11 protein-coding genes and 1 pseudogene are annotated in these 12,700 nt (G+C 40.8%); 10 read left to right on the forward strand and 2 right to left on the reverse strand.

From position 1 onward, the window contains the following. Window positions 1–290 precede the first annotated feature (290 nt). The 9 genes and pseudogenes from MF4640_RS00005 to MF4640_RS00035 all read left to right on the forward strand — a co-directional run bounded on the left by MF4640_RS00005 (window position 291) and on the right by MF4640_RS00035 (window position 7,821). Window positions 291–1,649 carry an MFS transporter gene (locus MF4640_RS00005; protein ID WP_004691886.1) on the forward strand — a complete coding sequence of 453 codons (1,359 nt, stop codon included), beginning with the start codon at window positions 291–293 and terminating at the stop codon, window positions 1,647–1,649. A gap of 144 nt (window positions 1,650–1,793) precedes the next feature. Further along, window positions 1,794–2,354, forward strand: coding sequence for a DUF4256 domain-containing protein (locus MF4640_RS00010; RefSeq protein ID WP_026056492.1), 561 nt, complete (start codon window positions 1,794–1,796; stop codon window positions 2,352–2,354). 964 nt (window positions 2,355–3,318) lie between these two features. Beyond that, window positions 3,319–4,797 (forward strand): sodium-dependent transporter, encoded by a 1,479-nt coding sequence (locus tag MF4640_RS00015; RefSeq protein WP_004691884.1) that lies wholly within the window; start codon window positions 3,319–3,321, stop codon window positions 4,795–4,797. 9 nt (window positions 4,798–4,806) lie between these two features. Then, a complete protein-coding gene (locus MF4640_RS00020) occupies window positions 4,807–4,950 on the forward strand; it encodes a methionine/alanine import family NSS transporter small subunit (RefSeq protein WP_004691882.1) in 144 nt (47 codons plus the stop codon). Between the two features lie 439 nt (window positions 4,951–5,389). Continuing rightward, window positions 5,390–5,770: a hypothetical protein gene (locus MF4640_RS00025; protein ID WP_004691880.1), complete on the forward strand. Its 381-nt coding sequence runs from the start codon at window positions 5,390–5,392 to the stop codon at window positions 5,768–5,770. Next, a pseudogene (locus tag MF4640_RS19280) lies at window positions 5,761–5,943 on the forward strand (hypothetical protein); the annotation flags it as partial. The gene MF4640_RS00025 and the pseudogene MF4640_RS19280, both read left to right, overlap by 10 nt. Beyond that, the gene (locus MF4640_RS00030; RefSeq protein ID WP_004691877.1) at window positions 5,943–6,359 is read left to right on the forward strand and encodes a hypothetical protein; all 417 of its coding nucleotides are present in this window, start codon (window positions 5,943–5,945) and stop codon (window positions 6,357–6,359) included. The pseudogene MF4640_RS19280 and the gene MF4640_RS00030, both read left to right, overlap by 1 nt. Before the next feature lie 6 nt (window positions 6,360–6,365). Beyond that, window positions 6,366–6,494, forward strand: coding sequence for a hypothetical protein (locus MF4640_RS19870; RefSeq protein WP_264754349.1), 129 nt, complete (start codon window positions 6,366–6,368; stop codon window positions 6,492–6,494). A 163-nt stretch (window positions 6,495–6,657) separates the two neighbouring features. Beyond that, complete coding sequence (locus MF4640_RS00035; RefSeq protein WP_101495465.1) at window positions 6,658–7,821, forward strand: IS4 family transposase; 1,164 nt, start codon at window positions 6,658–6,660, stop codon at window positions 7,819–7,821. Between the two features lie 40 nt (window positions 7,822–7,861). Here MF4640_RS00035 and rsmB read toward each other — a convergent pair whose 3' ends face one another. Both rsmB and fmt read right to left on the reverse strand, forming a co-directional pair. Further along, window positions 7,862–9,166, reverse strand: coding sequence for a 16S rRNA (cytosine(967)-C(5))-methyltransferase RsmB (rsmB, locus tag MF4640_RS00040; RefSeq protein WP_004691874.1), 1,305 nt, complete (start codon window positions 9,164–9,166; stop codon window positions 7,862–7,864). Then, window positions 9,166–10,125 (reverse strand): methionyl-tRNA formyltransferase, encoded by a 960-nt coding sequence (fmt, locus tag MF4640_RS00045; protein WP_004691873.1) that lies wholly within the window; start codon window positions 10,123–10,125, stop codon window positions 9,166–9,168. Before fmt ends, rsmB begins: the two co-directional genes overlap by 1 nt. A gap of 471 nt (window positions 10,126–10,596) precedes the next feature. Here fmt and ilvD point away from each other — a divergent pair, with 471 nt between their 5' ends. Then, on the forward strand, window positions 10,597–12,426 hold the full coding sequence (ilvD, locus tag MF4640_RS00050) for a dihydroxy-acid dehydratase (RefSeq protein ID WP_078388253.1): 1,830 nt from the start codon (window positions 10,597–10,599) through the stop codon (window positions 12,424–12,426). The last annotated feature ends 274 nt before the right edge of the window (window positions 12,427–12,700 follow it).

Here is a 12,700-nt window from a genome sequence, read left to right on the forward strand (position 1 = left end):
GAATTATTAAGTGGGTAAGAAGAGAATTAGAGCGGAGAATACACGCTAAATTATACAAAAATACATTTATATAATTTAAAATTATGTGAAACATCTACTATTTATCAAAGAATTCGATGAAGTGCAAATTATTTTGCGTCATTTTTATACAACTTTAGTCTAGTTTTTCCAAAAAAAGCTGTTTCAATTGTTTTATTTATAGACAAAAACTGAATTATGATTCATTTTATTTAAAAGTGAATTTGGATTCACTTTTTATAATAAAGCTCACAATTGGAGGTGAGGGAAAAATGACAGCGACAACAATGAATGTAAATGCTGTAATCGATCAGGCTAAGTTTAAGCCTTTTCATTTAACGGTTGTTTTGTGGTGCTTATTCGTCGTCTTGTTTGATGGTTATGATTTAGCAATTAACGGTGTGGCTTTACCGCTTTTAATGAAAGAGTGGGGTATGACGGCTGTTCAAGCGGGAATGCTAGCCAGTACTGCCCTAGCAGGTATGATGTTTGGTGCAATGCTATTTGGGATGCTGGCCGATAAAATTGGCCGTAAAAAAGTCATTATTATCTGTGTTACGTTGTTCAGTGGGTTCACTTTTGCGGGTGGCTTTGCATCAAACCCGACTGAATTTGGTATTTTACGCTTTATCGCAGGTCTTGGAATTGGTGGTGTATTACCGAACTTGGTCGCTTTAACTTCGGAATATGCGCCGCAGAAGTTTCGTAGTACTTTGGTGACCGCGATGTTTAGTGGCTATGCAATGGGTGGGATTATGGCAGCGCTACTAGGTGTTGCGTTTACGCCAACCTTTGGCTGGAAGATCATGTTTTTCATTGCGGGTATTCCATTACTGTTTATTCCGATTTTATGGAAATTCTTACCTGAATCAGTCACTTTTTTAGTGAAAGACCAGCAAACAGAAAAGGCTCGTAGCATTATTCAACGTCTGGTCCCTGAAGAGACTGTAACTTCAGATACTGTTCTAGTGCTGAACGAAGCTAAAGTCCCTGATGCATCTGTCGCTGCCTTGTTTAAAAATGGCCGTGGTATGGGTACAGTTTTATTTTGGTGCTGCTTCTTCATGTGCTTATTGATGGTTTATGCCCTAGGAAGCTGGTTACCAAAACTGATGATGGCTGCGGGTTATTCGATGGGCAGCAGTTTAATGTTCCTCCTTTCCTTGAACATTGGTGCGGTGATTGGCACTGCTGGTGGTGGTGTGCTTGCGGATCGTTTCCACTTGAAACCTGTCATTATTAGCATGTTGACTGTCGGGGCATTTGCATTGGTGGGTTTAGGCTTTAATTCACCACAACCTGTAATTTATTTATTGGTTGCACTTGCAGGAGCTGCTTCAATCGGTTGTAGTATTTTACTATATAGCTATGTGGCGCAATATTATCCATTGGCTGTTCGTTCAACTGGGTTGGGTTGGGCATCAGGAATTGGCCGTGTAGGTGCAATCGTGGGTCCAATTGTCATTGGTGTATTGTTGGGCATGGAATTACCACATAAGTTGAATTTTATTGCTGTGGCAATTCCTGCGGTACTTGCTGCGATAGCAGTTTCTTTTATCCGTTTAAATAGTGCTGAAGAAGCAGTTAAAACTCAGGTGAAAGTTTCAAGTTCAATCAAAGCATCTTCTTAGTTAAATCTTAAATAAATAAAAGGCTCTCGTTGTGAGGGCCTTTATTTTTTTCAAAATAGATGTACCGTTGGATGGTATTTGATCGTGTTTGAAGGAGAGTGCTATGCTAAAGGCAGCTTTAAATAGGGCAGTACAATAACAATGATTAAGCAGCAGAAAAAACTCGAACCTGAGCAAAGTGAACGTTTATTCAACATCCTAGAACAGCGTTTTCAGCAGTACACTGAACGTCATATGCAAATTAGTTGGGCATTTGTCCGAGAAAAACTTTTGCAGTCTCCGGAAAAATTATACGCCTTACAACAAATGGAAATGAGTAGAGGTGAGCCTGATGTCGTGGTTTTACCGAATACACAAGATGTGTATTTTTTTGATTGTTCGATTGAGTCACCGAAGGGGCGACGGAGCATGTGTTATGACCGAGAGGCACTATTGAGTCGCAAGGATCATCCGCCTGAAAATACAGTGCTCGATTGGGTACAGGCGTATGGCTTAAGCTTAGTGACGGAACAACAGTATTATCTTTTACAGCAGATCTTTAATTTTGACTTGAAAACATCCAGTTGGGTTGAGACTCTAGCTGAATTACGTCAGCAAGGCGGGGCAATTTTTTGTGATCAGCGCTATGGTCGTACGTTTACCTATCATAATGGCGCTGCTTCGTACTATGCGAGTCGAGGATTTCGGACTTATATTCAGCTTTAACTGTGGAAATATAGATAAAAAGAAACCCCGACATCCTGTCGAGGTTTCTTTGTATTTCAGTGTTTAGATACAACTTCTGTCATATCTCACATCCTGATGCTCAAACTGATTATTGTTGTTTTAAGTTTGGGAAACGTCCTGTTTCCTGATGATTTAAATATACATGGCGATGGCTGTTGTTCATACAGCATTTTAACCACGCTATTTGTAAGCCTAAGCTGACAAAAGTGAATGGCTTATAATTTTTGCTTAGTGCTTTAGATCAGCATCTTTTAAATAGTCTGATGAATGCTGGATTGATCTAGTGAAACTGATGATGTTCTACGCAATGACTGGCTTTGGTGGTTTCTCTTTTAAATATAGAGCATCACTGGTATCGCGCAGTTTTAAATACGACTGCGCGATAAATACAGAACAATATTAAAAAGTTGTATGCATGCATGTGATGTTCATCAGAAAGATGATCAATCTTTCTAGATGGAGTGAATATTTGAATAAAAATGTGAAAAGTAATGTTTTTATGCAGGAGATTGATAGCTTTAGCGTTATTTACATTGATTTTTTCAGTAGGTTGAGTATCGATACAGGATCTTCAAATTTTATGCAAGAAAATAGGCGCAATAAATCATTCCAAAAATTTTGTTAATTTATAACTAATTTTGTACAATAAATAAGCTGATTAATTGAACGGTTGAATCAGCACACATTATAAAAATGGAATATTTGAAGCAGAAATTACAGAATATTTTTATAAAAGTGAGTATTGTTGAACCATATAAAAGGGAAGTTTAATCGACACACTTTAACCAAGGTTTTGTGAAAACTCCTCTGTTTGTCATTTAGAACCTTGCACCCAAAAGGTCGAAGCTAAATCAAACACTCAAGATTAATATTAAATGGTTCTTTTTTGTTGCGAGATAACCAAATAAAAAGCAATTAAAAGGGACCTAGGTTTAGGTGTTTTATGTCAGGAACTCGTGAAAACTGGACATCACGATCTGGTTTTATTATTGCAGCTGTAGGTTCGGCTGTAGGTTTAGGTAATATTTGGCGTTTCCCTTATGTTGCTTATGAAAATGGTGGCGGCGCCTTTCTTATTCCTTATTTATTGGCTTTAATTACCGCTGGTTTACCACTGTTATTTTTAGATTATGCAACGGGACATCGTAGTTCGGGGTCACCACCTAAAGCCTATCGGGCTTTGTTTAAAGGCGGTGAAACGCTGGGTTGGTGGCAAGTCTGTGTGTGTATCATCATTGGTTTGTACTATGCCAGCGTACTGACGTGGGCGGGTAGCTATGTTTACTTCTCGATTGGTCAGACTTGGGGCAGTGACCCTGAAAGTTTCTTCTTTAATACCTACTTACAAACTTCGAAAGCAACAGGTTTCGATTTACAGTTTGTAAGCCATTTATTTTGGCCAATCGTAGGAATTTGGGCGCTGACCTTAATTATTCTGTTTGGCGGGGTTAAAAAAGGTGTTGAATTATCGAATAAGATTTTCATGCCTTTATTGTTCGTTTTATTTACCATTTTAGTAGTGCAATCACTTCGTTTACCAGGTGCCGCAGAAGGCTTAAATGCATTCTTTACGCCAAACTGGTCTGCGATGATGGACTATAAAGTGTGGCTGGCGGCGTATGGTCATACCTTCTTCTCGCTTTCTGTGGGTTTCGGGATCATGGTGACTTATGCATCTTACTTAAAGCCAAAGACCAATTTGACAGGCTCAGGTTTAATCGTTGGTTTTGCCAATGCTTCAACTGAAATCTTGGCGGGTATTGGTATTTTTGCTGCATTAGGCTTTATGGCGCATGCCGCAGGCAAAGAAGTTCAAGATGTGGTGAGTGGTGGTATCGGTTTGGCATTTATTGCTTTCCCGAAAATCATTTCAAGTCTTGGTGCAGGTGCTGATTTATTCGGTCTATTGTTCTTCTCATCATTATTTGTTGCCGGTATTTCTTCTATGGTTAGTATCTTGGAAGTGCCAATTGCAGCGATGCAGGATAAGTTAAAATGGAGCCGTAAAAAAGCAGTTACCATTATCGGTGGTGGTAGTGCACTGGTTTCAGTGATCTTATTCTCAAGTGTGAATGCGATTAAATTGGTAGATATCGTGGATCACTTTATCAATAACATTGGCATTGTGGGTGGCGCGCTTGTTTCTATTCTTTGTATTACTTGGTTTAAGCGTTCAGCATTGATTGAGCTGCGTGATCACGTAAACCGTATTTCTACCATTCAACTCGGTAAGGGTTGGGCATTTACCTTGACCGTGATTACTTCACTCGTGTTATTAACGACGTTGAGTATGACGTTATTTAATTTGGTGAAAAATGGTTACGATACTTATAGCATGAGTCTGCAAGGGCTATTTGGTTGGGGCAGTGTGATTTTCTGTGCCGTCGTCGCAATCGTACTCAGTAAAGTTAAAGATCGCTAGGAGAAAAAAATGAATACTTCAGCAATCGTAATGATGGTGATTTCGATGTTGTTTGTTTGGGGAGGACTTGTGTTGTCTATTCTCCACTTGATGAAAAATCCAGAAGAGCTCGATGATGTTCTTGAAGAAGTGAAAGACCAGCATACGTTGTAATACCTGATATAAAATTTAACCCTGAAAATAGGTATTTACCTATTTAAAATAACGCCCGATGAGCTTCATTGGGCGTTATTTTTTTCTATGGAGGTAAAGTGAGTTGGCAGCTTAGATAAGCTTTTTTTGATGAGTTGATTTGGAGCTTATTGTTCACGTCCATTTGGCTCGAAATAAATAAGAATTTAAACGACCAGAAAGCACAAAAAGTATGCTGTACAAATTTTATCTAATAAATATGCAATCACAATAACAACTATGATACAAAATAGTATAGAGTTGTGACACAGTTTGTATTTTTGCTGGCTAATTCATATGAAAATTAACAAAAAGAAATTTTCTGCTCTGTCGTTTTTATTTTTTTTCATTAGAAGCACATGCATTTCCACAACCGGGAAGCTATATTTCTAACGTTGCATCTGGGGACTATACCGATGAGATGGGGAATGTTTTATTGGTCAATTCCAATCCCGTGGCATTGGAAGTGCAAAAAACGTACTCACTGACTTTAGTACAAAATCAAAACCAATATGGTGTGGTTGGTGGGGCGGTAAATCTGCCACATGTGTTAACCAATACAGGTAATACTGCTGATCGATATACATTGGGTCTAGTACAAAGTAGCACTGATAATTTTGATTTAAGTAATGTGAAGGTCTATGCAGACCGCGATAAAAATGGTTTACCAGATAATACCGAAGACTTATTGGTGGGATCAATTGAGCTCAATGCGGGTCAATCTTTAGCAGTTCTGCTTGTGGGCAGTATCTCGACCAATGTGTCTTTTAATCAGCTCAGTAGTTTAGACCTCATCTACTAGCGTCGAACCTTTGGGTTTCAGGTGGATATAACTTTGTGGGCTATCAAGATAAAGATCTGATTGATAGTGATACAACGATGGATGGAGCATATTTCCGTTTCCGCTTCAAATTTGACGAAAACTTATTTAACAAAAATAAGCCTTCAGTCAATAAAGCCTTGGAGCCTAAATAATGTTGAAACACCATGCTAAACATGTGTTGTGGCTTCTAGCTTTGGGTACTGTGGTGGCGCATGCTGCAGAGGTCCCTGTCAGCTCAAATTATCCAGTTTCGCAGCAGCAGGTGCATGAGCAATTGCACACTGCAATTGAGCAAGCGATGGACGTACGAGACAAGTACCAGTTAGAAAAAGCACGAACATGGCTGAGTTATGCTGACCATGAATATAGTGAAAAAGCGAAGCGTCAAAATATTGATCTGATCTATCAGCAGGTCTTAGACATTGTATATGCAGATCAGCGTGCAACGTTAAGTATAGAAACACCAATGCTACCGTTTTCCCAACTGATGCGCCGCGATTTATGGACGCGTGCCACAACCATAAAAACACAGACTGGATTTCAGTGTGCTTATAAAGAACTTGCATAGGCTGAAGTGAATTTGGTTTGGGCGGCTGCTGAGTACCGTGAATTAGGTTGGCATCATTCGCGTGAGATTTTTGCTTCTGCAGAACGGTTGATGGATCAAGCCACATATTTATCTGAAAACCGTGACACACTTTAACTTAAAGCAGTTCACTTTTTAGAAAAATTGCAGTAACTGCAATCAGTACACACATGAAAAAAGGAGCCTTTCAGCCACTGCTGTCCCATAGTTAGATTTAAATAAAAAACCTGAGTCCAAAGTAGTTAAAATATAAGTGCGAACAAACACTTCAACTACAAGGATTCAGGTTTTATCACATCAAAATACTGTATTTCATCAATTACTCAAACCCATTTTAAGACAAGATTTTGAACGTCTTGCAAAACAATACCATCAAGGACAAAAATTAAGATCTGCAACACGATGGGATCAATTTATTGCTATTTTGATGTCTCAATTATCATGTCGTCAAAGCTTGATGGATATTGAGTCTAATCTCGAATCACAACAGGAAAAGCTTTATCACCTTGGTGCCAAAAGAATTGCACGAAGTACGTTGGCAAGAATCAATGAAGAACAACCAGTTAGCTTGTATCAGCAATTGTTTATCCAATTACTTCAACATTGTGAAAATTCCAAGATTGCTCATAAATTTCGATTTAAAAATCCATTATATTCACTTGATGCGAGTCATATTGATCTTTCACTGTCATTGTGTGAATGGGCAAAAGTACATGAGTCCAAAGCCAGTATAAAACTTACAGTTGGGTTAAATCATAGTAATACCATTCCTGAATTTGTTGCGCTTGGTGATGGTATTGAAAATGACATGGTACAAGGTCTACGACTCAAATTCCCACCTGGAAGTATCATTGTATTTGATAAAGGGTATGTTGATTATCAGTGTTTTGTAGAAATGACCAACCAAAAAGTCAGCTTTGTCACTAGGCTGAGACCAAAGACAGTTTATGAGGTGAAATCAAAACAAGATGTGTTAGTCAGTAAGGGGATTCTTGCGGATGAATATATTGAGTTGAGTAGCGATTATGCTAAAAAGCGTGGTGCACCGAAGCGATTAAGACGTATAGAATTTTATGATGAAAAAAAGAAAAGAACGTTTGAGTTTTTAAGTAATAACTTTCATTTAGCTGCATCAACCATTGCTGCAATTTATAAAGATCGATGGAAAGTAGAACTATTTTTTAAAGCGATCAAGCAAAACCTAAAGTTGAAATCGTTTTTAGGCCGTAGTCGCAATGCGATACAAACACAAATATGGATTGCACTAATCGCGTATTTATTGGTGAGTTTTGCGAAACATATGGCGCAGGAAGGATGGAGTGTTCAAAGATTATTAAGAATTATTCAGGTGAATTTATTTGAAAGGAAACCATTGAAGGCTTTGTTTTTACCTGACAAAAAGTGGAATAAACAAGAAGAACCTCAACTGAGGTTCTTCTTGTGATATTTATGGGACAGCAGTGGCCTTTCAGCTCCTTTTACTTTTAAATTTTTTCAATGCGACAATAATAAAAACCATCGCCACGCCCTACTTGTGGGAGTAGTTGGCGACCATGAATCTGCTCAACACCCCAATCGGCATCAATTTTAATTTCTTTCGCATCCGTATGTTCAGCAAAGAAGTCGACCATTTGCTGTTCATTTTCGGCTTTCAAAATCGAGCAGGTGATGTAAAGCAATGTGCCGCCGACTTTGAGTTGTTGCCACATATTTTCAAGAATTTGCTTTTGCAGCTGTACTGTTTTAGCAATATCGCCCGACTGACGCAGTAAACGAATATCGGGATGGCGACGGATTACTCCAATGGCAGAACAGGGTGCATCGAGAACGATACAATCCGCCAGTTCAGGCGATGTCCATTTCACTGCATCGGCAGTGATAATGTCGACATACTTTTCATTTAAAGCCAAACGCTCTAAGTTTTCAGAGACACGTTTTAAGCGCTTTTCATCTTGGTCGAGTGCAATCAGTTTTTTCGGCTGATACATCTCTAAAATATGCGCTGTCTTGCCGCCAGGTGCTGCACAGGCATCAATTACGAATTTGCCATTTAAGTCTGGCAACAAGGTTGCACAGAGTTGCGCATGTTCATCTTGTACTGAAAAACCACCTACTTCAAAACCCGGTAGGCTTGGGATATGCAGACTGTCATCCAACACAATACCGACATTCGAAAGTTCACAGGCGTGTGCTTCAATGCCTTCATCTTCTAAAATTTCAAGATATTCGTCACGGCTGACTTGTAAGGTGTTCACTCTTAAGGTTAAGGGTGCAACTTGTTTAAGCTCATAGCTGATTTCAGCCAATTGCTCGCCCCAGTCTTTTTTCAAACGTTTGGATAACCAACTTGGCAGATTCGAGGCTTGTTCCAAAACATCGTAGAATTGTTCTGTTTCACGTGTTGCACGGCGTAAAATGGCATTCACCACACCACTTAAGCTTTCCATCCCCAATTGTTTGGCTGCTTCTACCGTTTCAGAAATCGCGGCATGCGCTGCAACGCGGGTACACAACAATTGGTATAAACCCACATATAAACAGGTTTCAACGACTTGGTTTTCCAGTGGCTTAGTCAACAACGGTAAAGTCACTTGTTTAAGTGCATGCCATTGGCGTAGGCAGCCAAGAACTAATTCATGGTACAAGGCACGGTCTTTGTCAGACACAATTGCCATGTGTTGCTGAAGCACCGATGCCAGTGATTGACCATTTTGGACAGCCAATAACGTTTTAACAACCTGAGCACGTAAGTTTAGAGTCTTACCTGAGGCGTGGGGAGATTGTTTCATTATAAAATTTGTCCAATATTCAGTTTTTGGGTTTGTAAAATTTGTACGGCATTTAGGGGTTTACCACCTGGCCATTGCAGAGAGCTTAAACACACTGCTTGTTCATCGCCACAAGCCACATGAACACCGTGTTTATCGATGGCTAAAATGGTCCCTGCAGCTTGAGCTTGGGCATTTTCTTGAGACAACATCGAACCCCAAACGCGCAGATTATTGCTTTCATCCAGTGCGATAAATGCGACAGGCCATGGGTTAAATGCGCGAATATTACGGTCAATTTGCACCGCTGTTGAAGTCCAATCAATTTGCGCTTCAGCCTTAGAGAGTTTGTGTGCATAGACTGTCAAAGCTTCATCTTGCACTTCGCGGTTGTCTAAATAGTGCTGCAATGTGCTTTCAGAGGCTAACACTTTGACCGTCGCTTCAGCCCCTTGGAGTGCCAGTTTGTCATGCAAACTTGCAGAGGTATCTGTAGTTTCAATCGGGCAGTAGGTTTTATACATCATATCGCCCGTATCCAAACCTGCGGCCATTTTCATAATGGTGACCCCAGTTTCGGTATCTCCAGTAGAAATTGCGCGTTGAATAGGTGCTGCACCCCGCCAGCGTGGCAACAGCGAACCGTGAATGTTTAAACAGCCATATTTAGGCGTATCCAAAACCACTTGAGGCAAAATCAGGCCATAAGCCGCCACCACCATGACATCTGCATTTAAGGCTTTCAATTCAGCCTGAGCCGCTAAGCCTTCTTCAGTTGAAGACTTAAAATGCAGCGGTTGATAGACAGGAATATCATGTGCTAAAGCCAACTGCTTCACGGCTGAAGCGGTAAGTTTCTGCCCACGACCTGCTTTACGGTCAGGTTGCGTATAGACGGCTACAATTTCGTGTTCTGTTTTTAGGAGAGCGTCTAATGCCACAGCCGCAAATTCGGGCGTGCCTGCAAAGATGATTTTCAAGAAATACTCGGAAAAAAGGAGAAGATTAAAACAATTATAGCAAAACTCGAGCAGCTACAGATTTATCCTGCATAAAAAGCCGATAGAGTAGTTCTAACTAGATGATGTGCGAGAGTTTTATTCAAAAAATAGCGGAAGGATCCTTGATAGCATATCGCTCAAAATTTGTATTTCATATAAATAAAACTCATGCAAAATTTAAAAATTATTCATAGAAGTTTTGTATTGCAAGGCGATTGAACGGGTTATAGTAGTTTCCATATGCAATTGAATGTCAGCTCATCGGTTAAAATGTAGCGCGCAAACTTACTGCCTTCGGTAATTTAGGTCGAGATGCCTAAAAACGAGATTTATGCAGAATGCGAATATGCTATGTTTAAATTTTTGACAGTTTGACACTCTCAGAACTCAGATTTTAGCCAGAGTGAATGTGGACATTCATCTCAAGCACAACTATGTTGGAAAAGTACAATGCCTGACTATCGTTCAAAAACATCAACACACGGAAGAAACATGGCGGGTGCGCGTGGCTTATGGCGCGCAACGGGGATGAAAGACGAAGACTTTGGTAAGCCGATTATTGCGGTAGTCAACTCATTCACTCAATTTGTACCGGGTCACGTTCATTTAAAAGACTTAGGTCAACTTGTGGCACGTCAAATTGAGAAAGCAGGTGGCGTAGCTAAAGAATTTAATACCATTGCGGTCGATGATGGGATCGCGATGGGACACGATGGCATGCTGTATTCATTGCCTTCACGTGACTTGATTGCAGACTCAGTGGAATACATGGTCAATGCGCACTGTGCTGATGCGATGGTCTGTATTTCAAACTGTGACAAAATCACTCCGGGCATGTTGATGGCGTCTATGCGCCTGAACATTCCTGTGGTGTTTGTCTCTGGCGGGCCGATGGAAGCGGGTAAAGTGAAAATCCGTGGTAATGAACACGCGATTGACCTTGTCGATGCCATGATTGTCGCAGCAGATGACAGCTTCACTGATGAAGAAGTGGCTGAATACGAACGTTCAGCTTGTCCAACCTGTGGTTCATGTTCAGGCATGTTTACTGCAAACTCAATGAACTGTTTAACCGAAGCTTTGGGACTATCGCTTCCGGGCAATGGTTCAACCTTAGCGACCCATGCCAATCGTAAAAAATTATTCGAAAAAGCAGGTCAGTTGATCGTTGAAATTACTAAACGTCATTATGAACAAAACGATTACAGCTTGTTGCCACGTTCAATTGCCACCAAAGCAGCCTTTGAAAATGCCATGACGCTTGATATTTCAATGGGCGGTTCAACCAATACCGTTTTACACTTGTTGGCAGCGGCGCATGAAGCGGAAGTTGACTTTACCATGACTGACATTGACCGTTTGTCACGTAAAGTGCCTGTGCTGTGTAAAGTTGCACCTGCAAAGCAAGATGTGCACATGGAAGATGTACACCGTGCGGGTGGTATCATGTCGATCTTGGGTGAGTTAGACCGTGCAGGGCTATTGGATACGTCTGTACCCACTGTGCATGAAAAAACCTTAAAAGATGCTTTGGACAAGTGGGACATCATCCGTACTGAAGATGAAGAAGTGTATCAATTCTTCCGTTCAGCACCGGGTGGTGTGCCGACGCAAACCGCATTTTCACAAGACCGTTACTACTCTCGTTTAGATGGTGACCGTGACAACGGCGTGATTCGTAATGCTGAACATGCCTTCTCTCAAGATGGGGGGTTGGCTGTCCTGTACGGTAACATTGCACTTGAAGGCTGTATTGTGAAAACAGCTGGTGTAGATGATTCCATCTTAAAATTCAACGGCACCGCACGTGTGTTTGAAAGCCAAGATGCAGCGGTAGAAGCGATTCTAGGTGGAAAAATCACCGCTGGTGATGTGGTGGTGATTCGTTACGAAGGACCACGTGGTGGTCCGGGTATGCAAGAAATGTTGTATCCAACCAGTTACTTAAAATCGAAAGGCCTTGGTAAAGACTGTGCTTTACTCACCGATGGGCGTTTCTCTGGCGGTTCATCAGGTCTATCGATTGGTCACGTGTCGCCTGAAGCGGCTGAAGGCGGTGCAATTGGTTTGGTGGAAGATGGCGACCGTATCGAAATCGATATTCCAAACCGTAGCATTCACTTAGCCGTGGATGAAGCAACGATGGCTGCGCGCCGTGAAGTGCAAGAAGCCAAAGGCTGGCAACCTGCTGAACAACGTCCACGTAAAGTGTCTAAAGCCTTAAAAGCTTATGCGATGCATACCACGAGTGCGTCTAAAGGTGCGGTACGTGAAATTTAAGCTGTAGTCTTTGACTGAGTAAAAAAAAGCACTCCATTTGGGGTGCTTTTTATTTAAAAGTCATTGGTTCAGCACAATGGAGTCTTAAAATAGGTTTCTCAAATTGCAGTTGATATCCTTCGGTTCGACCTACTTTTGTTTCGGCAAAAGTAGGCAAAACCATTGGTCGTCCGCAAAACCTGTTTATTTTCTGCATCTAAAAGAATGCCTTGAAAAAACCGCCCATTGAATCGGCTATGCAGGTTGCGGACGACGTTTCCGTGTATCAAACAAC

The sequence above is a fragment of the Acinetobacter sp. MF4640 genome (assembly GCF_002018895.1).
GTDB classification, from domain to species: Bacteria; Pseudomonadota; Gammaproteobacteria; order Pseudomonadales; family Moraxellaceae; genus Acinetobacter; species Acinetobacter johnsonii.

Bases quoted from the DNA above. Each gene is read 5' to 3' on its own strand.
- MF4640_RS00005 (WP_004691886.1), top strand. From the start codon at position 291: ATGACAGCGACAACAATGAATGTAAATGCTGTAATCGATCAGGCTAAG.
- MF4640_RS00015 (WP_004691884.1), top strand. From the start codon at position 3,319: ATGTCAGGAACTCGTGAAAACTGGACATCACGATCTGGTTTTATTATT.
- MF4640_RS00020 (WP_004691882.1), top strand. From the start codon at position 4,807: ATGAATACTTCAGCAATCGTAATGATGGTGATTTCGATGTTGTTTGTT.
- MF4640_RS00025 (WP_004691880.1), top strand. From the start codon at position 5,390: ATGGGGAATGTTTTATTGGTCAATTCCAATCCCGTGGCATTGGAAGTG.
- MF4640_RS00030 (WP_004691877.1), top strand. From the start codon at position 5,943: ATGTTGAAACACCATGCTAAACATGTGTTGTGGCTTCTAGCTTTGGGT.
- rsmB (WP_004691874.1), bottom strand. From the start codon at position 9,166: ATGAAACAATCTCCCCACGCCTCAGGTAAGACTCTAAACTTACGTGCT.
- ilvD (WP_078388253.1), top strand. From the start codon at position 10,597: ATGCCTGACTATCGTTCAAAAACATCAACACACGGAAGAAACATGGCG.